Annotated in this window: 21 protein-coding genes, 1 tRNA gene and 1 pseudogene; 5 read left to right on the plus strand and 18 right to left on the minus strand. The window is 67.7% G+C overall.

All coding sequences use genetic code 11. From position 1 onward, the window contains the following. Positions 1-2: 2 nt before the first annotated feature. The 3 genes from MZV50_RS16950 to mipZ all read right to left on the minus strand — a co-directional run bounded on the left by MZV50_RS16950 (position 3) and on the right by mipZ (position 1,502). Positions 3-62, minus strand: coding sequence for a hypothetical protein (locus MZV50_RS16950; RefSeq protein ID WP_024265769.1), 60 nt, complete (start codon positions 60-62; stop codon positions 3-5). Between the two features lie 14 nt (positions 63-76). Further along, positions 77-511, minus strand: coding sequence for a J domain-containing protein (locus MZV50_RS16955; RefSeq protein ID WP_252630474.1), 435 nt, complete (start codon positions 509-511; stop codon positions 77-79). A gap of 154 nt (positions 512-665) precedes the next feature. Continuing rightward, entirely contained in the window at positions 666-1,502 is an 837-nt protein-coding gene (gene mipZ / locus MZV50_RS16960; RefSeq protein WP_252630475.1) for a division plane-positioning ATPase MipZ, read from the minus strand. 201 nt (positions 1,503-1,703) lie between these two features. Here mipZ and panC point away from each other — a divergent pair, with 201 nt between their 5' ends. After that, positions 1,704-2,561 (plus strand): pantoate--beta-alanine ligase, encoded by an 858-nt coding sequence (gene panC, locus MZV50_RS16965; RefSeq protein ID WP_252630476.1) that lies wholly within the window; start codon positions 1,704-1,706, stop codon positions 2,559-2,561. Between the two features lie 9 nt (positions 2,562-2,570). Here the strand turns inward: panC and MZV50_RS26740 are convergent, their stop codons facing one another. From MZV50_RS26740 to MZV50_RS16995, 7 genes are all read right to left on the minus strand, one after another. Continuing rightward, positions 2,571-2,657, minus strand: a complete 87-nt coding sequence (locus tag MZV50_RS26740) for a hypothetical protein (RefSeq protein ID WP_436792228.1) — start codon at positions 2,655-2,657, stop codon at positions 2,571-2,573. A 78-nt stretch (positions 2,658-2,735) separates the two neighbouring features. Next, positions 2,736-3,134: a DUF1489 family protein gene (locus tag MZV50_RS16970; RefSeq protein ID WP_252630478.1), complete on the minus strand. Its 399-nt coding sequence runs from the start codon at positions 3,132-3,134 to the stop codon at positions 2,736-2,738. 128 nt (positions 3,135-3,262) lie between these two features. Continuing rightward, positions 3,263-3,574: an energy transducer TonB gene (locus MZV50_RS16975; RefSeq protein WP_223390649.1), complete on the minus strand. Its 312-nt coding sequence runs from the start codon at positions 3,572-3,574 to the stop codon at positions 3,263-3,265. A 204-nt stretch (positions 3,575-3,778) separates the two neighbouring features. Then, positions 3,779-5,740 carry an acetyl/propionyl/methylcrotonyl-CoA carboxylase subunit alpha gene (locus MZV50_RS16980; RefSeq protein ID WP_252630479.1) on the minus strand — a complete coding sequence of 654 codons (1,962 nt, stop codon included), beginning with the start codon at positions 5,738-5,740 and terminating at the stop codon, positions 3,779-3,781. Positions 5,741-5,750: 10 nt separating this feature from the next. Continuing rightward, the gene (locus tag MZV50_RS16985) at positions 5,751-7,064 is read right to left on the minus strand and encodes a DUF3667 domain-containing protein (protein WP_252630480.1); all 1,314 of its coding nucleotides are present in this window, start codon (positions 7,062-7,064) and stop codon (positions 5,751-5,753) included. 21 nt (positions 7,065-7,085) lie between these two features. Beyond that, a complete protein-coding gene (locus MZV50_RS16990; protein WP_252630481.1) occupies positions 7,086-7,925 on the minus strand; it encodes an enoyl-CoA hydratase-related protein in 840 nt (279 codons plus the stop codon). A gap of 25 nt (positions 7,926-7,950) precedes the next feature. Continuing rightward, entirely contained in the window at positions 7,951-9,543 is a 1,593-nt protein-coding gene (locus MZV50_RS16995; RefSeq protein ID WP_252630482.1) for a carboxyl transferase domain-containing protein, read from the minus strand. Between the two features lie 170 nt (positions 9,544-9,713). Here MZV50_RS16995 and MZV50_RS17000 point away from each other — a divergent pair, with 170 nt between their 5' ends. Continuing rightward, complete coding sequence (locus MZV50_RS17000; protein WP_252630483.1) at positions 9,714-11,489, plus strand: patatin-like phospholipase family protein; 1,776 nt, start codon at positions 9,714-9,716, stop codon at positions 11,487-11,489. On the opposite strand, the gene MZV50_RS17005 is transcribed toward MZV50_RS17000, so the two are convergent. Further along, on the minus strand, positions 11,467-12,240 hold the full coding sequence (locus MZV50_RS17005) for a methyltransferase domain-containing protein (protein ID WP_252630484.1): 774 nt from the start codon (positions 12,238-12,240) through the stop codon (positions 11,467-11,469). The two genes, MZV50_RS17000 and MZV50_RS17005, sit on opposite strands and share 23 nt — an antisense overlap. Before the next feature lie 132 nt (positions 12,241-12,372). On the opposite strand from MZV50_RS17005, the gene MZV50_RS17010 reads away from it, so the two are divergent. Both MZV50_RS17010 and MZV50_RS17015 read left to right on the plus strand, forming a co-directional pair. Continuing rightward, positions 12,373-12,522, plus strand: a complete 150-nt coding sequence (locus MZV50_RS17010; protein WP_252630485.1) for a hypothetical protein — start codon at positions 12,373-12,375, stop codon at positions 12,520-12,522. Between the two features lie 88 nt (positions 12,523-12,610). Next, positions 12,611-12,696: pseudogene (locus MZV50_RS17015) on the plus strand (hypothetical protein). A gap of 115 nt (positions 12,697-12,811) precedes the next feature. On the opposite strand, the gene MZV50_RS17020 reads toward MZV50_RS17015, so the two are convergent. The 5 genes from MZV50_RS17020 to MZV50_RS17040 all read right to left on the minus strand — a co-directional run bounded on the left by MZV50_RS17020 (position 12,812) and on the right by MZV50_RS17040 (position 17,565). Then, positions 12,812-13,966, minus strand: a complete 1,155-nt coding sequence (locus MZV50_RS17020; protein WP_252630487.1) for an isovaleryl-CoA dehydrogenase — start codon at positions 13,964-13,966, stop codon at positions 12,812-12,814. A gap of 89 nt (positions 13,967-14,055) precedes the next feature. After that, the gene (gene spmX / locus MZV50_RS17025; protein ID WP_252630488.1) at positions 14,056-15,312 is read right to left on the minus strand and encodes a lysozyme-family localization factor SpmX; all 1,257 of its coding nucleotides are present in this window, start codon (positions 15,310-15,312) and stop codon (positions 14,056-14,058) included. 94 nt (positions 15,313-15,406) lie between these two features. After that, complete coding sequence (gene mgtE / locus MZV50_RS17030; RefSeq protein ID WP_252630489.1) at positions 15,407-16,861, minus strand: magnesium transporter; 1,455 nt, start codon at positions 16,859-16,861, stop codon at positions 15,407-15,409. Positions 16,862-17,097: 236 nt separating this feature from the next. Beyond that, positions 17,098-17,182: transfer RNA gene (locus MZV50_RS17035), tRNA-Leu, on the minus strand. A gap of 86 nt (positions 17,183-17,268) precedes the next feature. After that, positions 17,269-17,565, minus strand: coding sequence for a FliM/FliN family flagellar motor switch protein (locus MZV50_RS17040; RefSeq protein WP_252630490.1), 297 nt, complete (start codon positions 17,563-17,565; stop codon positions 17,269-17,271). Between the two features lie 25 nt (positions 17,566-17,590). On the opposite strand from MZV50_RS17040, the gene lipB reads away from it, so the two are divergent. Then, a complete protein-coding gene (lipB, locus tag MZV50_RS17045) occupies positions 17,591-18,316 on the plus strand; it encodes a lipoyl(octanoyl) transferase LipB (protein ID WP_252630492.1) in 726 nt (241 codons plus the stop codon). A 10-nt stretch (positions 18,317-18,326) separates the two neighbouring features. Here lipB and MZV50_RS17050 read toward each other — a convergent pair whose 3' ends face one another. Next, positions 18,327-18,731, minus strand: coding sequence for a DUF805 domain-containing protein (locus MZV50_RS17050; RefSeq protein ID WP_252630494.1), 405 nt, complete (start codon positions 18,729-18,731; stop codon positions 18,327-18,329). An 84-nt stretch (positions 18,732-18,815) separates the two neighbouring features. Further along, complete coding sequence (locus tag MZV50_RS17055; protein WP_252630495.1) at positions 18,816-20,816, minus strand: acetyl-CoA carboxylase biotin carboxylase subunit; 2,001 nt, start codon at positions 20,814-20,816, stop codon at positions 18,816-18,818. Between the last annotated feature and the right edge of the window lie 13 nt (positions 20,817-20,829).

Below are 20,829 nucleotides of genomic sequence, written 5' to 3' on the forward strand. Positions count from 1 at the left end.
CGTCATACCGAGCAGGTTTGGCCCGACGAGCGGCGGCGCCAGAAGCGTTCGCGATTGATCATGCCCTTCTCCTATCTCAGCTGCGCCGCTTGATCAAACGATCGCGCGCGGCGTTGAGCTGGGCGGCCAGCCCTTGCGTGCCGCCCTTGTCGGGATGGGCCAGCTGGATCAGGCGCGTATAGGCCGCCTTGACCTCGGCCAGGGTGGCCTCGGGGCCAACGCCCAGGATGGCGCGAGCTTCCGATAGGCTGAGTTCCGGCTTGGGCGGCTGGACCATCTCGCGGCGGATGACTGGACGGCGGCGCGCCTCGGTGACGCTCCACAGCGCGATGACGCCCAGCACGATCCCCGTGCCCCACGATCCGCGGATCGTGGCGTAGGCCGCCGCCGCGAAGGCGGCGATCGAGGCCGCCCCCGCCCCTACCCGCCAGCCGTCGCCCTTCAGCAGGGTTCGGCCACGAGGCCACAGCAGGAAGACGAGGATGGCCGCGCCCAGCAGCAGGTACAGCATCGGAACTCCAAACACGAAAACGGGCGGCAGGGTCGCCCCTAAAGCCTGCCTGAGCAGGCTTTAGATCCGAACATTGGAGCGCGTTTAGGGGGCGAAACCGCGAGCACTTTCGCCCAACGCGTTCCCGCCCGCTCTCAACCATGTAGACGTTGGCTTACTGCGCCGCCAGCAGGGTCTCGCCCGAATAGGCCGCCAGGCCCAGGCTGTGCATCAGGGCGCGCAGTTCCTGGCGCGCGGCCAGGTGCTGCAGCGACACCGGCACCGGGCGCACCTGCGGCGACAGGTCGGCGATGGTCAGGCCGAACGGGAACAGCTCGCGATAGATGACGCGGTCGCGCAGGCCGGGGCCGATGCGGAAGCCGACGCGCTTGGCCAGGGCCGTCAGACGGTCCTCCAGGCGCTTGCGGTTACGGGCCTCGGTGGTGGCCAATCGATTGCGTAGCACGACCCAATCCATCGCCTGGCGCTGGCCAGACAGGGCCCGCTGCTTGCGGCCTTCCCAGACGGTCAGCGAGTACAGGCTGGGCTTGGTCAGCTCCAGGGTCACCGGATCCACGGTGCCCAGCATGTCGAAGTCGACGAAGCTGTCGTTCATCGGCGTCACGACCAGATCCGCTCGGCCGTGGGCCAGGCGGGTGATGGCGCTGTCGCCGCCGGGGGTGTCGATCAGGATGAAGTCGCAGTCCTCGGCCGCCTTGGCGAAGGCGGCCTCGAAACCGGCGACCTGCTCCTCCTCCGACTTCTCGGCCAGGGCGATGTCGTTGTCGCTGAGGGTCAGCGACAGCGGCATGGGCAGATCCAGCTTCTTGCTGGCCGTCCAGGCGACACGGTTCTCGAAGAACCGACCCGAGGTGCGCTGGCGCAGGTCCAGGTCGAGCACGGCGACCTTGGCGCCACCGTACAGCAGCGCGGTCGCGAGGTGGACGGCGATGGTGGACTTGCCCGCACCACCCTTTTCGTTGCCGACGACGATGACGCGCGTTTCGGCCATGGCTCGATCCTCGATGCGTCGCGACTCGCACGACCTTGGACTGAAGGTTAACACGATGTTACCGCCGCCCCACCGGGTCAACCGTCTCAATCCACAGGCATAATTGTCGCACCCCGAAAGCGGGTTTCCCGCGCGGGATGGTGGACCCGGCGCCGCGCCGGGGTCATAAGCCACGCCTGTCCGCGTGGAGCCCTTCAGAGCATGAGCAGCCCGATCATCGTCCGCACCGTCGCCGAGATGCGCGCGCACGTGCGCGCCTGGAAGACGGCCGGCCAGCGCGTGGCCTTGGTCCCGACGATGGGCGCCCTGCACGAGGGCCACCTTTCGCTGATCCGCATCGCCCGCCAGAACGCGGACCGGGTCGTCGCCACCATCTTCGTCAATCCCAAGCAGTTCGCGCCGCACGAGGACTTCGACGCCTATCCGCGCGGCGAGGCCGCCGACGTCGAGAAACTGGCCTCGGTCGGCTGCGACCTGCTGTTCGCCCCGAACGGCGCCGAGATGTACGCGCCCGGCTTCGCCTCAGCGGTGTCGGTGTCGGGCGTCTCCGAACCGCTGGAAGGCGCGGCGCGGCCGCAGTTCTTCGGCGGGGTGGCGACCGTGGTGGCCAAGCTGTTCAACCAGAGCCAGGCCGATGTCGCCGTGTTCGGCGAGAAGGACTACCAGCAGCTGCAGGTGGTCAAGCGCATGGCCCGCGACCTGGATATCCCCATCGCGATCATCGGCGCCCCGACGGCGCGCGCCGAGGACGGCTTGGCCCTCTCGTCGCGCAACGCCTATCTGTCGGCGCCGGAACGCGCGGCCGCCGTGGCCCTGCCCACGGCCATGAAGGCCGCCGCCGCCGAGATCGCCGCCGGCGGTCGGATCGACGCGGCCGAACAAAAGGCCACGGCCGCCCTGCAGGCGGCCGGCTTTGGTCAGGTGGACTATGTCGAGGTGCGTGAAGCCAGCGACCTGTCGCGGCTGGGTCCCGGTCCGATCGGCGATGCCCAAGGCCGGATCCTGATCGCCGCGTGGCTGGGCAAGACGCGGCTGATCGACAACATGGCCGTCGGTTAGCCTGCGGACCTAGAGGGGTTTCAGGGCGATCAGCAGACCGGCGATCAAGCCCACGAACAGCATCCCCACGCCCAAGGCGGCGAAACCGGCCTTCATCGTCATCCCTCCGCTATCCCTGCGACAAGGTGACACCCGCCACGGTTGCCAGTTCACTAACGACACACGTCGTGATCGTTACCAGGCGCCGATTTCCCGCAGTTGCCGCGCCAGGTCCGGCGGCAGGTCGGCGGCTTCGCTTTCGGTGAGGTCCGGCGGCGCGTCCTCGGGCTTGAGATAACGCCAGCCCTGGAACGCGCGGCGCGGCTGCGGCGCGACGCGAATGATCGGCGGATCGACCGTCACCTCGCAGCGCGAGGCCGCGCCCGAGCCGACGGTGTCGATGGCCAGGATCTTCTGGCGGCACAGGATCTGGCCCTTGAACACCCGGTACAGCGAGCCGCCATCCAGGACCTCGTCGATCCGCTTGGGCGTCATCCGGGTGTGCATGACCCACGGATGACCTTCCGTGTGCCAGGCCAGGAGATCCTCGACGGTGTCGCAGCCGACGACTAGCTTGATGATGTGCAGCGCCATGGCCGCTAGATAGCGCGGGACGGGGCCAAGGCAACAACCCTGGTCGCGTCCGGAAGCCCAGAAACGCGAAAGCCCCCGCCGGCGGACCGACGGGGGCTTACGTGGATAGCGCTGAGGCTAGGAGAAGCTTACGCGCCGCCCGGGAAGCGGAAGGGAACCTTAACCGAACCGGTCTTGGCGCCCATCGGCAGCTTCTCGGCGATGCACATGGCGGCCTTGTCGAAGCCCTTGCCGGCCGCGCTGTTGTCGACGACCTTGCAGTCCGACAGCTTGCCGTCCGCGGCGTTGCACTCGAGCATGACTTGAGCGGCGTCGCGCGTGTTGGCGAACTGTTGCAAGCAACGGCCCATCTGGTCTTCGAAGCCACCGGCGGCCGAAGCGGCCTGAGCGACGAAGAAGCTGCCGGCGAGACCCGCGGCGAAAGCGATCGAGAGTTTCATACCCACCCGTTCCTATTGGTTCTGACGAACAATACCGATGGGCGGCGTTCTCGCGGATCTACCCTAAAGAATGACCAAGGTTCGCGGTTAATCATTTCCAAAAATGATTGGGCCGCGAGAGGCCGGAGACCGGCGATGACTGACCATCGGCGATCCAATTCGCGGCGGTCAAGCCTCCTTGTAAGAACTATGCTTGACGGGCCGTTAAGCCTGCGCCTCCAGCCGCGCCAGCACTACGCCCTCGCTGACCTGGCCGCCGGCGCTGACGGACAGTTCGGCGACCACGCCGTCGAAAGGCGCGGACAGGGCGTGCTCCATCTTCATGGCCTCGAGGGTCAGCAGGGTCTGGCCCTTGCCGACGGCTTGGCCGACTTCCACGGCGACCGAGACGATCTTGCCCGGCATCGGCGACAAGATCGCGCCATCCGACGCTGCGCCTTCGCCCAAGCCGCCTACCTGGGCCTCGAAATCGAAGGTCTGGACGTCGCCGCCCTCGAACACCTGGATCGGACCCTTGCCGTAGGTGGTCGGCAGGCGGGTCACCTCGTCGAAGGTCTCGCCGCTCTCGTGACGGATGTCCCACGACCAGTCCTCGGTCCCGCCGCCGATCAGGGCGACGCGCAGCGGCATGGCTTTGCCGTCGGCCGACATCGGCAGATGCATCGGCGCGCGCTCGGCGTTCATCCGGAAGCCCAAGAGCTTGGACGGCGCGCTCTCCCACGGATCGCGACGGGCCTCGGCTTCCAGGAAGCTGTCCAGCCGCCAGCCGATCGCGGCCATGGCCGGCTCGTCAGTGAAGGACCGCTCGGTGAGCTCGTCCAGGCGCGCCTCGATGAAGCCGGTGTCGACCGCGCCGTCGACGAAATCCGGATGGCTGGCGCACTTGGCCAGGAAGGCGGCGTTGGTCTTGACAGGCCAGACCTCGACCAGGGCGCAGGCGTCGGCCAAGCGCCGGGCGGCGTCCTCGCGATCGGCGCCGTGGGCGATCAGCTTGACGATCATCGGATCGTAAAAGGGGGTGACCTCGCCGCCCTCCTCCACCGCGCTGTCGACGCGGACGTCGCCCTCGGGCAGGCGGAAATGCTTCAGCTTGCCCGTCGAGGGCAGGAAGCCAGTCGCGGGGTTCTCGGCATAGAGGCGGGCCTCCATGGCCCAGCCGTCCAACGTGATCTCGTCCTGCTCCAGTGGCAGGGGCTCGCCCGAGGCGACCAGCAACTGCCACTCGACCAGGTCCTGGCCGGTGACCATCTCGGTGACCGGATGCTCGACCTGCAGGCGGGTGTTCATCTCCATGAACCAGATGCGGTCGGCGCGCAGGCCCTCGCTGGCGTCCGCGATGAACTCGACCGTGCCGGCTCCGACATAGCCCACCGCCTGGGCGGCCTTCACGGCGGCCGCACAGACGGTCTCACGCGTCGCCTCGTCCATGCCCGGCGCGGGGGCCTCCTCGATGACCTTCTGGTGGCGGCGCTGCAGCGAGCAGTCGCGCTCGAACAGGTGGACGACGTTGCCGTGCTGGTCGCCGAACACCTGCACCTCGATATGGCGCGGACGGGTGACGTACTTCTCCAGCAGCACCCGGTCGTCGCCGAAGCTGGCGGCGGCCTCGCGGCGACACGAGCCCAGGGCGGCCTCGAAGTCCTCGGGCTTGTCCACCTTGCGCATGCCCTTGCCGCCGCCGCCGGCCACGGCCTTGATCAGCACTGGATAGCCGATCTGCTGCGCTTCGGCGGCCAGACGCTGGGCCGACTGGTCCTCGCCCAGATAACCGGGCGTCGTGGGCACGCCGGCCTCGATCATGACCTTCTTGGCCGCGTCCTTCAGGCCCATGGCCCGGATCGCCGAGGGCGGCGGGCCGATCCAGATCAGTCCGGCGTCGATGACGCTCTGGGCGAAGTCGGCGTTCTCGGACAGGAAGCCATAGCCGGGGTGAATGGCCTCCGCCCCCATCTGCTTGGCGGCCGCCAGGATCTTCTTGGGATCCAGGTAGCTCTCCTTGGCCGGCGCCGGACCGATCAGGATCGCCGCGTCGGCCTCCAGCACGAACGGGGCATTCGCGTCGGCTTCCGAATAGACGGCGATCGTCGCCACGCCCAACTCGCGGGCGGTGCGGATGATGCGTCGGGCGATCTCGCCGCGATTGGCGATCAGGACGGAGGAGAGCAAGCGAACGGACCTACATCTGGGAAAGGGTGAAGACCATCAGGGCGATGAGCAGGGACGCGAAGGCGATGACCGTCATCCACCAGACGATCAGCGTCTTCAGCAGCGCGCCGACGACGCTGGAGCCATAGCCGCCGCGCAGCGTCTGGAAGAGGTTGATCGGTGTCCAGAGCAGCACGATGGCCAGGGCGGGCGCGGCCAGCGCCCCTGGCAGAACGAACACCAGGGCCCAGGTCAGGAACGAGAACGACAGCAGGTTGGTGGCCACCAGCAGGTGGTCGTAGATGAAGTACTGGCGCTTGTTCAGGTAAACGAAGGCCAGGCTCAGGCCGATGATCGGCAGCAGCAGCACCGCCAGGCGGTGAGCCCAGCCGAACAGCACCAGGGCGTAATAATCAGGGTTCTCGATCGCCTTGGCGATGCGCTCCTTGAGCCAGCCGCCGTTATAGTACTTGCCGGAATGGCCCGGCTTGGCAGCCTCAGCCTGGATCGCGGCCTTGGTCTTGGCGTCGGGTCCGACGATGTTGAAGTGCTGGCCGGCGATCTGAGCTTCGGCCAGCTTGTTAGCGCCCGCCTCCAGCTTATCAGGGCTCTGGAAATCCAGGCGTCGGATCTGAGCGGCCGTATCGGCGCCGCGGCTGTGGAGCCTGGCCTGGGCCTCGGCCCCGGCGTTGGCGTTCTTCTCCAGCGCATCGGCTTCGGCGATGTTCTGGGCGTAGCGCGCCTCGGCTGTCTTGACGTCGTCGGCGTAGTCGGCGGCGATCTTGGCCTTGTCGGCGTCCGCGTCCTTCAGGCCCTCGTCGCGCTCGGCAGCGGCGCTCTGAAGGCGCTCCTGGCGGTCGGCGGCGGCTTCCTTGCGGATTTCGTCGGCCTTGGCCTCGCGGCCCTGCGGCGTGGCGAGGGCGGCCGCTTCCTTCTCCTCCTTGAGCTCCTGCTCGTGGCGAATGCCATGGATGGCGTGCTCGGCGGCGAAGATGAACAGTAGCAGGGCCACCAGGAAGGTGCGGAACGGCGGCACGTGCCGCACGATCCGGCCTTCCATGTAGTCCTTGGCCAGCTTGCCCGGCCGGAAGAACAGCAGCGGCAGGGTGTTGGCCAGGCGACCGTCGAGGTGGAACATCCCCTCGATGGCCTCCCAGATCAGGTGCAGGATCGAGCGGTGATGGGTGTCGGCGTTCTGGCCGCAGGAATAGCAGTACCACCCCTCGAGCGGCGTCCCGCAGTTTTTGCAGGGGTCGCCCTTGTGGGTGAACGGCTTCTTCTTCGGCCCGACGAAGCTCGCCGCCGAGTCCGCCACCGCCGTTTCAAGATCCGCGCCTGCGACCATGCCCCACCTCCCCTGGTTGAATCATTCAGCCCAGGACGGTTTACGACGGGCGATGAAGGCACGCACCCCTTCTTGCCCCTCTTCCGACACGCGGCGGCGAGCGATGCGCTTGGCGGTCTCCTCGATCAGGCCCTTGTCGATTTTCTGGCCAGCGAAGTCGTTGACCAGGGCCTTGGCGTCGCCGATCGCGCCGGGCGCGCAGGGCAGCATCTCTTCGATCAGGGCGTCGCGGGCGACTTCCAGGCCGGCGACGTCCTCGAACACCTCGTCGACCAGGCCGTAGCCCCAGGCGTCGTCGGCGTCGAGCACCCGGCCGGTGGCGAACAGCAGCTTGGCCGTGCGCGGACCCAGGGCCTGGATCACATAGGGGCTGATGGTCGCCGGAGTCAGGCCCAGCTTGACCTCCGAGAACGAGAACTTGGCGTCGGCCAGGGCCAGAGCGTGGTCACAGGCGGCCACCAGGCCCGCGCCGCCGCCGAAGGCTGGCCCCTCGACCAGCGCCACGGTCAGGGCCGGGATGTCATGCAGCGCCTTGAGCATTTGGGCCAGTTCCAGAGCGTCCTCGCGGTTGTCGTCCTCGTCCCATTCGACCGCGTCGGCCATCCAGGACAGGTCGGCGCCGGCGCTGAACGCCCCGCCGACGCCGCGCAGGAACACCACCCGCACGCCCTCGGCGCCGTGCATCGTCTCGAAGGCCTGGCGCAGGGCGGCGATGGTCGCCGCGTCGAAGGCGTTCTTCTTGTCGGGCCGGTTGATCCAGATCGTCACCGCGCCTTCGGGGGTGCTGTCGATATGGACGAGCGGGCTCATCGCGTCAGTGTCGTTCACTTCGACGATGGGGTCGGCGATCGGGTTGGTCATGGGAGGGCCCTCTCTTGGCCTGAAGCTACATCCGGAAAACGCCGAAGGTCGTCTCGGGGATCGGCGCGTTGAGACTGGCCGAGATTGCGAGACCCAGCACGTCGCGCGTTTGCGCCGGATCAATGATCCCGTCGTCCCAGAGACGCGCGGTGGCGTGGTAGGGATTGCCCTCGTCCTCGTAGCGCTGGCGGATCGGCGCCTTGAAGGCCTCGGCCTCCTCGGGCGTCCATTTGGCGGCGTCGCGGTGGACGGTGGCCAGCACGCTGGCGGCCTGCTCACCGCCCATCACCGAGATGCGGCTGTTGGGCCAAGTGAACAGGAAGCGCGGTGAGTAGGCGCGGCCGCACATGCCGTAATTGCCGGCCCCGAAGCTGCCGCCGATCAGGACCGTGAACTTGGGAACCTCGGCCGAGGCGACGGCCGTGACCAGCTTGGCGCCGTCCTTGGCGATGCCGCCGGCCTCGTACTTGCCGCCGACCATGAAGCCCGAGATGTTCTGCAGGAAGATCAGCGGGATCTTGCGCTTGCAGGCCAGCTCGATGAAGTGCGCGCCCTTCAGGGCGCTCTCGCTGAACAGAACACCGTTGTTGGCCAGGATCGCCACGGGCTGGCCCCAAATGCGGGCGAAGCCGCAGACCAGGGTCGTGCCGTATAGGGCCTTGAACTCGTCGAACTTCGAACCGTCGACGATGCGGGCGATGACCTCGCGCACGTCGTAGGGCGCGCGGACATCGGTCGGGACGACACCGTAGATCTCCTCGGGATCGTACAGCGGCGGCTCGGCCTCGGCGATGACCAGCGGTTCGGGCTTGGTGGTGTTGAGGTTGGCGACGATCGCGCGGACGATCTCCAGCGCATGCTCGTCGTTATCGGCCACGTGGTCGACGACGCCGGAGCGGCGGCCATGGGTCTCGGCCCCGCCCAGTTCCTCGGCGCTGATCACCTCGCCGGTCGCGGCCTTCACCAGCGGCGGCCCGGCCAGGAAGATGGTGCCCTGATTGCGGACAATGACGGTCTCGTCGCTCATCGCCGGAACATACGCCCCGCCGGCCGTGCACGAGCCCATGACGCAGGCGATCTGAGCGATGCCCGCCGCGCTCATCCGTGCCTGATTGAAGAAGATCCGACCGAAGTGGTCGCGGTCGGGGAAGACCTCGGCCTGGTGCGGCAGGTTCGCCCCGCCGCTGTCGACCAGATAGACGCACGGCAAGCGGTTCTGGGCGGCGATCTCCTGGGCGCGCAGGTGCTTCTTCACCGTCATCGGGAAATAGGCGCCGCCCTTCACCGTGGCGTCGTTGGCCACGATCATCACCTCGCGGCCCGAGACCCGGCCGATCCCGCAGATCATGCCCGCGCCTGGAGCCTCGCCGTTGTAGAGGTCGCAGGCGGCCAGCTGGCCGATCTCCAGGAAGGGCGAGCCGGGATCAAGCAGGCGCTCGACGCGCTGACGCGGCAGCAGCTTGCCGCGCGCGGCGTGGCGTTCGCGGGCGCTCTCGGGGCCGCCAAGCGCCGCTTCGGCGACCTTGGCGCGCAATTCGTCGACCAGGGCGCGGTTGTGAGCCGCGTTGCGGGTGAAGGCGTCGCCGGACGCGTCGATAACGGAGTTCAACTTCGGCATGACCGACGCTTAGCCTTTTCCACCCTAGCCCGGAAGTCGGAGTTTTTTGGACCCCGAACCGAAAGATTCAGAGCCAAATCCGTTCTCTGACATTTCGGCTTCGGGAGCAACAGTTGCGCCCAAACGCGCCCCCGTGGTCAAGCCTGCCCGATCAAGGTAGCGTCCGCGCCGTGGAAACGCCCCTGCCCGACGACTCGGCCCTGGCCCGCCTGTTCGCCCGTGAGCGACGGACCGGGGCGGCCACCTGGTTTTCCCTGCCCGGCGGGGCGACGCTGTTCGAGCCTGGCGAGGACGCCGACAACCTCTACTTCCTGAAGACCGGACGCCTGGGCGCCTTTCGCAAGGAAGAAGGCCAGGAGCCACAGTTCCTGGGCGTCATCCGACCGGGCGAGCCGGCCGGCGAGATGGCCCTGGTCGGCGGCACCACCCACTCGGCCAACATGGTGGCCTTGCGCGACAGCGAGGTCCTGGCCCTGCCCCGCGACGACTTCTTCGCGGCGGCCGAGGAAGACCCAACCGTGATGCTGGAGCTGTCGCGGCTGATGATCCGCCGCGCCCGCCAGGCCCAGACCCAGGCTGCGATCGGCGATCCGTCGGTGTTCGGCTTCATCGCCGTCGAGCCCGGCGCGGCGATCCGCCCGGTGGTCGAGCGCTTGGCCCGCTGCATCGAGAGCCTGGGCTACTCCGCCACCGTCGAGGGCGGCGAGTCCCTGCTGGCCCCGACCGAGTGGTTCAGCAATGTCGAGCGCGAGCACGACTTCGTCCTCTATGTCGCCGAGGCCGACGAGACTGCCTGGAAGCACGTGGTCGGCCGCCAGGTCGATCGGCTGTTCCGCGTCGGTCGCGGCGAGCGGCCCCCGCCGGCCACCGTGCCGACCTACGCCTCGGGGCCCCTGCAGGCCCAGCGCCTGGTCGACCTGATCCTGCTGCAGTCCGCCAGCCTGGCGCGACCTGCCGGCTCGGCGGCGTGGATGGAGGCCACCCAAGCCGCGCGGCTATTCCATCTGCGTGAGAACGGCGTCGCCGACCTGCAAAGGCTGGCGCGAGTGCTGACGGGCCAGTCGGTGGGTCTGGTGCTGTCCGGCGGCGGCGCGCGGGCCTATGCCCATATCGGCGCGATCCAGGCGCTGCGCGAGCGCGGCATCCCGATCGACTTCGTCGGCGGTGCCTCGATGGGCGGCATCGTGGCCGCCGGCATCGCCATGGGCTGGGACGACGGCGAGTTGGAGGACCGCATTCGCCGGGCCTTCGTCGACAGCAGCCCCCTGGACGACATCGCCTTCCCGATGATCGCCATGACCCGGGGCGAAAAGGTCAAGGCGCGGCTGGACGAGCATTTCGGCGCGGTCGACATCAGCGACCTGTGGCTGCCGTTCTTCTGCGTCTCGTCGAACCTGACCTCGGGCGCCTACCAGCTGCATCGCACCGGCGACCTGCAGACGGCGCTGCGCGCCTCGATCTCGCTGCCCGGCGTGCTGCCGCCCGCGACCGAGAAGGGCCAGGTGCTGGTCGACGGCGCGGTGATGAAGAACTTCCCGGCCGACGTGATGCGGTCGTTCCAGCTGGGGCCGATCGTCGGCGTCGACGTCACGCGCGGCCGTAGCATCACCAGCGACGATATCATCGCCCCGCCCTCGCTGTGGAGCTGGATCCTGTCGGGCGAGTGGCGCAAGGGCCCCCCGATCGTGGCCCTGCTGATGCGCGCGGCCACCGTGACCACCGGCCGCGACCTGGCCGCCGCCCGCGAAGCCACCGACGTGCTGATCACGCCGAAGCTGGAAGGCGTCGACATCCGCGATTGGCGGGCCTTCGAGCCGGCGGTAAAGGCCGGCTACCTCGCCGCCAGCTTCGTGCTGGAGGGGCTGCACGCGCCGGTCACCGAGCTGCGCCGCCGGCCCAGCCTGGCGGAGCGGCGGGCGAACCTCACGCGCGGCGCGCCACGATGAACAGGCGCTTGAACGGGAACAGCGTCACCCCGTCCTCGCGGCGCGGGTGCTCGACGGCCAGCCGCGCTCGCCAGGCGTCCAGGAAAGGCTTCTTCTCGTCGTCCGGCAAGGCGTCCAGATAGGGCCGCAGGGTCGTGCCCATGGTCCAATCGACGATCGGATCCTGGCCATGCAGGGCATGCAGATAAGTCGTCGTCCAGATGTCGATCACAGGGAACAGCGACGCCAGCCAGGCGTAGTAGTCGGCCGGATCGTGGGCCGCGCGCACACCCTCCACGCCCGTGAGCCGCTTGGCCCAAGGCCCTTCGGCGGCGATCTCCAGCAGGCTGGCCCGCCAACCTAAGCCCTCGACGACCGGCATCTGGATCGCCAGCACGCCGCCGGGCGCCAGGCTGCTGGCCAGGCGCGGGATCAGGGCGGCATGGCCGTCCACCCACTGCAGAGCGGCGTTGGAGAAGATCAGGTCGGCCGGCGTGTCGGGCGTGAAGCTGGCGATGTCGCCCAGAACCCATTCGACCCGCGTCGGCAAGGCCTTGGCCCGCGCCAGCATCTGCGGACTGGAATCCAGCCCCCTTACCCGCGCCGCCGGATATAGCGCGGCCAGCAAGGCGGCCTGCTCGCCCAAGCCGCAGCCCAGGTCCCAGATGTCGCGAGGGTCCAGATCGCGGGGAATGGCCGTCAGCAGGTCTAGCGCCGGTCGCTCGCGATACCCCCGGTAGAGGGCGTAGACGTCAGGATCCCAGCTGGCCATCCGAACCCCCGTGACAATTCGCGCCGATGCAACCGGCGCCATTGTGAAGAATTCTTCTCATAGGCGAAGATTCAGCATACGGTCCATGTCAGGTCTCCGACAGAGGGACTACTAGGGAAGGATTCACGCGGTATGCCCACGCGCATTCATCTTGCACCGAGCGGCCCTTCGGCGCCGGTCCCCGGTATTCGTCGCATCAACCTCAACCGCCCGCTCGCGATCGGCGCGGCCCTTGTTCTGTGGGCGGCCATCCTGGTGGGCCTCAAGCTGCTGACGGTCTGATCACCCAGGGTGCGACTTCGCGTCGCGCGCGGTTTGCTCTTTTCTTTCGCGCGATCAGGCCCATATGCTGACGGTGTTGTTCAACCAACTGAAAGGAGGTGACCAGTGTCTCATTGTCTCCAACCGCGGTCGCAAGTCGTGACCTGGAGCCTTAAGAACGAGGTTTCCGCCTGAGGCGTTGAACGCCAAAGGTTTTAAGTCACGGGCTGCGAAAGCGGCTACGACGATGGAGGGCCGTTCCGAGCAATCGGAGCGGCCCTTTTTCATTGCGCCCCAGAGGGGTGGCGCATCAAGCTCCGATCAGCTCGCGACCGATCAGGAAGCGGCGGATCTCGTTGGTTCCCGCGCCGATATCATAGAGCTTGGCGTCGCGCAGCAGGCGCTCGACCGGCCACTCCTTGGTATAGCCCGCGCCGCCCAGAGCCTGGATGGCTTCCAGCGACACCTTCACCGCGTTCTCGCTGGCCATCAGGATCGCGCCGGCCGCGTCGAAGCGCGTGGTCTTGCCCGCGTCGCAGGCCCGCGCCACGGCGTAGACATAGGCCCGGGCCGAGTTCAGGGCCACGTACATGTCTGCGATCTTGCCCTGCATCAGCTGGAACGAGCCGATCGCCTGGCCGAACTGCTTGCGATCGCGCACGTACGGCAGGACGATATCGAGACACGCCTGCATGATGCCGAGCGGTCCGGCCGAGAGCACGGCGCGCTCGTAGTCCAGGCCGCTCATCAGCACCCCGACGCCGCCGCCCACCGGGCCCATGACGTTCTCTTCCGGGATCTCGCAGTCCTCAAACACCAGCTCGGCAGTGTCCGACCCGCGCATGCCCATCTTGTCCAGCTTCTTGGAGACGCTGAAGCCCTTCATGCCCTTCTCGACGATGAAGGCGGTGATGCCCCGGCTGCCCTCGCCCGTCTTGGCGTAGACCACCAGGGTGTCGGCGTGCGGCGCATTAGTGATCCAGAACTTCGTGCCGTTCAGGACGTAGCGGTCGCCGCGCGGCTCGGCGCGCAGCTTCATCGACACCACGTCGGAACCCGAACCGGCCTCGCTCATGGCCAGCGAGCCGACGTGCTCGCCGCTGATCAGCTTGGGCAGGTAGCGCTGCTTCTGCTCAGGCGTGGCCCAGCGGCGGATCTGGTTGACGCAGAGGTTCGAGTGCGCGCCGTAGCTGAGCCCCACCGAGGCCGAGGCGCGGGAGACCTCCTCCATCGCCACCACATGTTCCAGATAGCCCAGGCCCAGGCCGCCGAATTCCTCCTCGACCGTGATGCCGTGCAAACCGAGGTCGCCCATCGGGACCCACAGACCGCGCGGGAACTCATTGGTCTCGTCGATCTGGGCGGCCAGGGGCGCGATCTTGTCGGCGGCGAAGCGGGCCGTGGTTTCGCGGATCGCGTCGGCCGTCTCGCCCAGAGCGAAATCCATCGAGGGTGCGAAATTCATCGTTGCGGCTCCTCCCAAAGCACAAACGCCCGCGATTCACCGGGACCCGCGGGCGTTCTTGCTCACCTTCCGCGAGGGAAAGAAAGGAACTATTTCTTGCCGCGTGTCTCGGGCCCTGCCAGGCGCCGAAGCAGAAGATAGGCCGAAACCACGAAACAGATCGCGCCGATCGTGCTGGCGCCATAGCCGAACAGCTTCACGTTCTGGTCAGCGCCGGCGGCTACGGTCAGGATCCACAGCACGCCGCCGCCGAACAAGGCCAGGCCCAGGATACCCAGGATCCACAACAGACTGGCGTTGCCCAGGCGCGGCGGCTCGACCTTCACCGCCGTCATGTCCGCCTGGTCCAGGCCGGCCTCTTCGCTGGTCGAGAAGCCGCCGAGATTGAACAGCGACGCCCCGTTGGCCGGGTCGAACAGGGTCGGCTCGCTGGGCGCCGGAGCTTGGGTCGTCACCCCCTCTCCCTCGTTGGCCGGGGTGGGTGTCAGCTGGAACGGCTTCAGTTCAACCGGGGCGTCCGCCCGAGGCGTGTCGGCGGGCTTGGGTTCGACCGGCGGCCTGGTGGTGGGCGCCGGATCCGTCACGGCCGACTGGGTCGGGACCGGCGGTTCGGGCAGACCCAGTTCGTCCTGGCGCGGGATCACCGGCGACTCCGACAGGATGGCCTCCAGGCGCGCGCTGACCAGCGCGGCCGACTGTTCGGTGGCGGTCGGAGCGTCCTCTTCCGGGACAACCATGTTCAACGGCAGGCCTTCCTCGCGCGCGGCGACGACCCGATCGCCCTCCGTGCGCGTATTGACGCTGGTCGGCGTCTGCTTGGGGATGGCGCAGCTGGCGTCATAGTCGATCTTGGGGCGCAGCACGGGGCTCGGCGCGGGCACCCATTCGCCGTTGGCCGGCGTCAGGAACAGGGTCTTCTCGGCCGAACGGCGGCGGACCAGGGCGTCGATGACGATCCGTTCGCCCTCGAAATCGGCCTTGCGCCACATCTCCATCGCGCACGCGGCTTGCAGCAGCGAGCCTTCGTTGATCCGGCGCAAAACCCCCGAACGCAGGAAGTTTTCAAGGCCGATGTTGAAGGCGAAGCAGACCAGCGCATCGAACTGGTTCTGGTTCAGCGGCGCGTAGGTGTGCTCGTTGACCGAGTGGGCGACCGAGATCAGGTCGTATAGCAGCAGCGCCTCGGCGTCCTTTTCCGAGACGGACGCCCCGGCGCGCGCGGTCAAGGTGTGGCCATAGCCGACGGTCCAGCGTCCGTCGGGCAGCCTCGCGGCGTGCTGACGGTAGCCCTCGAACCTCTTGATGAGATCGACGGCGGCCCGGGAGAGCTGATGACGCGGTTTCATCGCCTAGTTGACCCAGTTTGAAACAGACACGGATGCGTTCGCCTGTCCCGGCGCAAGGTCCGCGCCAGTTTTCCCTTACCACGCCTCGAAAACGTCAATGCAGCAGCAGTGACGCGATCAGCAGGACGGCGAAGAAACCGGTGAAGTCGGTCAGGAAGGTCACGAAGATCGACGACGACACCGCCGGGTCTCGGCCCATCTTCTCCAGGGCCAGGGGCGCCAGGATGCCGCCGACCGCCGCGGTGAAGATGTTGGCCACCAGGGCCGAGCCGACGATGATCGCCAGCTTGCCGTGATGGTCGGCGGGTCCGAAGAACAGATAGGTCGCCGTGCCCATCACCAGGGCCAGGCACAGGCCGTTGACCAGGCCCACCAGCAGCTCGCGCAGCACGATCCGGCGGGCGTTGGCCGTGGTCAGCTCCTTGCTGGCCAGGGCGCGCACGGCGACGGCCAGGGTCTGGGTGCCGGCGTTGCCGCCCAGCGACGAGACGATCGGCATCAGAATGGCCAGGGCCACCAGCTGGGCGATCTCGGCCTGAAAGATGGCGACGCCGCTGACCGCCACGGTCGCGGTGGCCAGGTTCAGCATCAGCCAGGGCAGGCGCGACCTGACGATCTCGACCACCGAGGCGTCACGGCCAGCGTCGGACACGCCGGCCAGGGCCAGGATGTCTTCTTCCGCCTCGTCGCGGATGACCTCGACGATGTCGTCGACGGTGATCTGGCCCACCAGCCGGCCGCCCGGCTCGATCACTGGGGCGCTGATCAGATGGTACTTGTCGAAGATGTAGGCGACCTCTTCCTGGTCCATCTCGACCGGGATTTCGGTGACCGCCTCCATCAGCTCGGTCAGCGGCGTATCGCGGCGGCTGCGCAGCAGGATGCTGATGGGGATCGCGCCGACCGGCTTGAAGGTCGGATCGACCACATAGACGTCGAAGAACAGCTCGGGCAGCGTCTCGCCCGCCTCGCGCACGTGATCGATGGTCTGGCCGACGGTCCAAAATTCCGGCGCGGCCAGGAACTCGCGCTGCATCAGGCGGCCGGCGGTCTCGTCCTCGTACGACAGCGTCGTCTCAATGGCGGCGCGGTCGATCTCGCCCATGGCGGCCAGCACCTGGAAGCGCTTGGTGTCGTCCAGGTCGTCGATGACGTCGGCGGCGTCGTCGGTGTCCAGTTCCTCCAGCGCGCGGGCCAGGGTCACCGACGGCGTGGCTTCCAGCACCTCTTCGCGGAGATTCTCGTCCATCTCCGAGATGATCTCGCCAAGGGCCTCGGGATCGAGCAGCGGGATCACCTGCTCGCGGTAGTCGGCCGTCAGGAAGCCCATCAGGTCGGCGACGTCGGCCGGCTCCAAGGCTCCGACCAGCTCGCGCAGGCGCTTGGCGTCGCCGCTGTCGGCGGCGTCGATCACCATTTCGACGTATTCGGGATTAAGGGCGTAGTCCTCGCCAAGGGCCAGGTCTTCCAGCTCCTCGGGGGTCTCTGATTTGGCCAGCGGGATGTCGTCCAGCACGTCGTCGGTCAGTTCGGCGGTGTCCCGGGTCATGGGGGCCTCCTGAGCTCTTGGAGCGCTGAGTTCGTGCTGCCGAGCCCGTTACTACTAACAGGCTCTCTTTTCCTAAGGTTGCGCGCCACAAGCGCCGAAACCAGCTTCCATCTTCGGCTGTAGCGCTTGCGTCCGATGAAGTGACCCTGAGGCGAAATCAGGGCCTGAAACGATTAGAGCGCCCCTAGCGAGTCGGAAACCGATTTCGCCGGAGCGCTCTATTCTGTGTTCAACACTGGTGCGGTCGAGAAGACTCGAACTTCCACATCTTGCGATACAGCGACCTCAACGCTGCGCGTCTACCAATTCCGCCACGACCGCATCGTGGTGAGGGGCGGCAGGTAGCAAACTGAATCGGATTTGGGAAGCCGGAAGTTTCGCTACGCGCGAAACGGGCCTGCGACCAATTACGCCCCGCCCGCCATGTAGTCGTAGACGTCGGCCGCGCGGGTCACCTGGATGGCGATGCGGTCGTCGCTGATCTGGATCTCGCCGCGGGCGATCGGATGGTTGTTGGCCAGGATCCAGACCTCGTCATTGGTCTTGGCGTCCAGCGGGATCACCGCGCCACGACCCATGCGCAGCAGTTGCTGCATGGGGAGGATCGAGCGCCCGAGAAGGACGGAGATCTCGACATTGACGGCGTTGACCTGGCTCACGAAGTAAGGCCCCTGAAACTGACACGCGACCAACCGGGTCGCCACGTCTCGATTGCAAAATTAGGGCCGTATGCTTGCGCTCCCGTTAAACGCTGAAAACGCTGAGATTCCGACCATGAGCCGCGAGGACGCCGCGCCCGTGGGGTGGGCGGTTTCGACCCACTACGTGGATTACCCGGCAGCCGTTGCCGCCATGGAGGCGCGCGCGGCCGCCATCGCCGACGGGACGGCGGGCGAGCTGGTCTGGCTGCTGGAGCACCCGCCCCTCTACACCGCCGGGGTCTCGGCCAAGGCGGGCGACCTGATCCAGCCCGACCGTTTCCCGGTGTTCGAGAGCGGGCGCGGCGGGCAGTTCACCTATCACGGCCCCGGCCAGCGCGTGGCCTATGTGATGCTGGACCTGACCCGGCGCGGCCGCGACGTGCGCGCCTTCGTCGCGACGCTGGAGGCCTGGATTATCGACGCCCTGGCCGCCTTCAACGTCACCGGCGAGCTGCGCGACGGTCGCGTCGGGGTCTGGGTCGAGCGTAAGGGCCCGGGCTGGAGCCGCGAGGACAAGATCGCCGCCATCGGCGTGAAGCTGCGCAAGTGGGTCAGCTTCCACGGCATCAGCTTGAACGTGGAGCCGGATCTGTCGCACTTCTCCGGCATCGTGCCCTGCGGCCAGACCGAGCACGGCGTGACCAGCCTGGTGGACCTGGGGCTGCCCGTAACCCTCGACGAGGCCGACGCGGCGCTACGCGCCAGCTTTACGAAGGTGTTCGGGCCGGTCGAGGACGCCCCTCCCCCGGCTTAGGAGCGTCGGTCTAGATCGAGATCGTCTTCAGCGGGTTCGCCCCATAGCGGTTGGCGCCCTGCTCGCCGCCCATCACGCCCAGTTCGACGATCGCCCAGATCAGGACCAGGCTGAACAGGAAGTCCAGGAAATGCTCCGGCTGCGGCCAAACCGCGACCACGGCCACCAGGATCAGCAGCGCCCACCAGCCCGAACGGCCGCGGTCGTGCAGGCGCTTGGACAGCACGCAGGCACCCGAGAACAGAAGGGCCGGATAGACCAGCCAGCCGGTCAGCCAGTGCAGGGTATAGCCGGCGATGGCCTCGTACAGCACCGCCACCCCGATCAGCACGCCGGCCGCGATCAGGAACGGCGTGCGCGCCAGCCTGCCGTTTGACGACAGGAACAGCTCCGCCCATTCGCTACGATCGCCCATGCCCGCCCTTGCCGTTCGTCGAGTCGGCCGTTCGCCGACCGTGGCAATCTAGAGCCTGCGCCGTGGCGGAGAAAGAGCCGCGCCTTAAGCGAACTCCACGAGGACTTCGTCGGCGGCGACGGGGTCACCGGCCTTGGCGTTGACGGCCTTGACGGTGCCGTCGCGCTCGGCGCGGATGATGTTCTGCATCTTCATGGCCTCGAGGACGCAGACGACCTCGCCCTCGCGGACGGCCTGGCCCTGGGCGACGTCCATCGAGACGACGAGGCCAGGCATGGGCGAGAGGACGAGCTTTGAGGTGTCGGCGGCCTGCTTGGCGGGCAGCTTGCCGTGCAGCTCGGCGCTGCGCGGGGTCAGCACCAGCACCCGGGCCTTGGCGGCGCGATGGCGGATGTCGAAACCCTCGGCGGCCGGGGCGACCTGGACCGTGAAGGCCTGGCCGCCGAGCCGGGCCCGGAACACCGGCTGGCCAGGCCGCCAGGCGATGTCGGTCAGGCTCAGGGAGCGACCCTCATCGAGCAGCGCGACGGTGACCTCGCCGTCCTGGCCCGAGACCTTCACCCGCCGCTTGGCGGAACCGACCGCCACCACCCATTCGTCACGCGCCGGCCCCATCAGGCCCGAGGCCTGGCTACGAGCCCGGGCGGCCTGGACGCGCTGCATGGCCGCGCCGACGGCGGTCAGGATGTCCAACTGCGCTTGGGTGGCTTGCGCGCCCTGGAAGCCGTCGGGGAACTGGTCCTTGATGTAGCTGGTGGCCAACTGACCGGAGCGGAAGCGCTCTTCGTCCATCACCGCGGCCAGGAACGGGATGTTCTGGCCCAGGCCCTCGATGTGGAAGTCCTCCAGCGCCCGGCCCATGCCGTCGATCGCCGCGATGCGGGTCGGGGCCCAGGAACACAGCTTGGAGATCATCGGGTCGTAGTACATCGAGATCTCGTCGCCCTCGCGGACCCCCGCGTCGTTGCGGATGGTGTAGCCGCCGTCCTGCTGGCCCTCCGCCGGCGGGGCGTAGCGCACGAGGCGGCCGATGCTGGGCAGGAACTTGCGGTAGGGATCCTCGGCGTAGATCCGGCTCTCGATGGCCCAGCCGTTGATCTTCAGATCCGATTGCTGGAAGGCCAGCGTCTCGCCCCAGGCCGAGCGGATCATCTGCTCGACCAGATCAAGGCCGGTGATCAGCTCGGTGACCGGGTGTTCCACCTGCAGGCGGGTGTTCATCTCCAGGAAGAAGAAGCTCTTGTCCTGCCCCGCCACGAACTCAACCGTGCCGGCGCTGTCGTAGTTGACCGCCTTGGCCAAAGCGACGGCCTGGGCCCCCATGGCTTCACGCGTGGCCGGATCGAGCAGCGGCGACGGGGCCTCCTCGATGACCTTCTGATTGCGGCGCTGGATCGAGCATTCGCGCTCGAACAGGTGGACGACGTTGCCGTGCTTGTCGCCCAGCACCTGGATCTCGATGTGGCGCGGGCTTTCGATGAACTTCTCGATGAAGATCCGGTCGTCGCCGAAGCTGGCCTTGGCCTCGGCGCGCACGGCCGGGAAGCCTTCCTCGACGTCCTGGCGGCTCCAGGCCACGCGGATGCCCTTGCCGCCGCCGCCGGCCGAGGCCTTGATCATCACCGGATAGCCGATCTGCTCGGCGATCGTCACCGCCTCGGCGGTGTCGGCGATCTCGCCGATGTGGCCGGGCACGCACGACACCCCGGCGGCCTGGGCGAACTTCTTGCTCTCGATCTTGTCGCCCATGGCGCTGATCGCGCCGGGGTTGGGGCCGATGAACACGATCCCCTCGTCGGCGCAGCGCTTAGCAAAGCCGGCGTTCTCCGACAGGAAGCCGAAACCCGGATGGATCGCCTGGGCCCCGGTCTCTTTGCAGGCGGCGATGATCTTGTCGGCGACGAGATAGCTCTGGGCGGCCGGCGACGCGCCGATGTGCACGCTCTCGTCGGCCATCTCCACGGCCAGAGACCCCGCGTCGGCGTCCGAATAGACCACCACCGTGGCGATCCCCAGTCGCCGGCACGTCTTGATCACCCGCACCGCGATCTCGCCCCGGTTGGCGATCAGGATCTTCGTGAACATCGGCAACTTCCGC

Source organism: Caulobacter segnis, assembly GCF_023935105.1.
Classification (GTDB): Bacteria; Pseudomonadota; Alphaproteobacteria; order Caulobacterales; family Caulobacteraceae; genus Caulobacter; species Caulobacter segnis_B.

Bases quoted from the DNA above. Each gene is read 5' to 3' on its own strand.
- MZV50_RS17050 (WP_252630494.1), bottom strand. From the start codon at position 18,731: ATGGGCGATCGTAGCGAATGGGCGGAGCTGTTCCTGTCGTCAAACGGC.
- MZV50_RS17020 (WP_252630487.1), bottom strand. From the start codon at position 13,966: ATGAATTTCGCACCCTCGATGGATTTCGCTCTGGGCGAGACGGCCGAC.
- MZV50_RS17005 (WP_252630484.1), bottom strand. From the start codon at position 12,240: ATGGCCAGCTGGGATCCTGACGTCTACGCCCTCTACCGGGGGTATCGC.
- mgtE (WP_252630489.1), bottom strand. From the start codon at position 16,861: ATGACCCGGGACACCGCCGAACTGACCGACGACGTGCTGGACGACATC.
- spmX (WP_252630488.1), bottom strand. From the start codon at position 15,312: ATGAAACCGCGTCATCAGCTCTCCCGGGCCGCCGTCGATCTCATCAAG.
- mipZ (WP_252630475.1), bottom strand. From the start codon at position 1,502: ATGGCCGAAACGCGCGTCATCGTCGTCGGCAACGAAAAGGGTGGTGCG.
- MZV50_RS16955 (WP_252630474.1), bottom strand. From the start codon at position 511: ATGCTGTACCTGCTGCTGGGCGCGGCCATCCTCGTCTTCCTGCTGTGG.
- MZV50_RS16990 (WP_252630481.1), bottom strand. From the start codon at position 7,925: ATGACCAACCCGATCGCCGACCCCATCGTCGAAGTGAACGACACTGAC.
- MZV50_RS16995 (WP_252630482.1), bottom strand. From the start codon at position 9,543: ATGCCGAAGTTGAACTCCGTTATCGACGCGTCCGGCGACGCCTTCACC.
- MZV50_RS17055 (WP_252630495.1), bottom strand. From the start codon at position 20,816: ATGTTCACGAAGATCCTGATCGCCAACCGGGGCGAGATCGCGGTGCGG.
- MZV50_RS16985 (WP_252630480.1), bottom strand. From the start codon at position 7,064: ATGGTCGCAGGCGCGGATCTTGAAACGGCGGTGGCGGACTCGGCGGCG.
- lipB (WP_252630492.1), top strand. From the start codon at position 17,591: ATGCTTGCGCTCCCGTTAAACGCTGAAAACGCTGAGATTCCGACCATG.
- panC (WP_252630476.1), top strand. From the start codon at position 1,704: ATGAGCAGCCCGATCATCGTCCGCACCGTCGCCGAGATGCGCGCGCAC.
- MZV50_RS16975 (WP_223390649.1), bottom strand. From the start codon at position 3,574: ATGAAACTCTCGATCGCTTTCGCCGCGGGTCTCGCCGGCAGCTTCTTC.
- MZV50_RS26740 (WP_436792228.1), bottom strand. From the start codon at position 2,657: ATGAAGGCCGGTTTCGCCGCCTTGGGCGTGGGGATGCTGTTCGTGGGC.
- MZV50_RS16970 (WP_252630478.1), bottom strand. From the start codon at position 3,134: ATGGCGCTGCACATCATCAAGCTAGTCGTCGGCTGCGACACCGTCGAG.
- MZV50_RS17010 (WP_252630485.1), top strand. From the start codon at position 12,373: ATGCCCACGCGCATTCATCTTGCACCGAGCGGCCCTTCGGCGCCGGTC.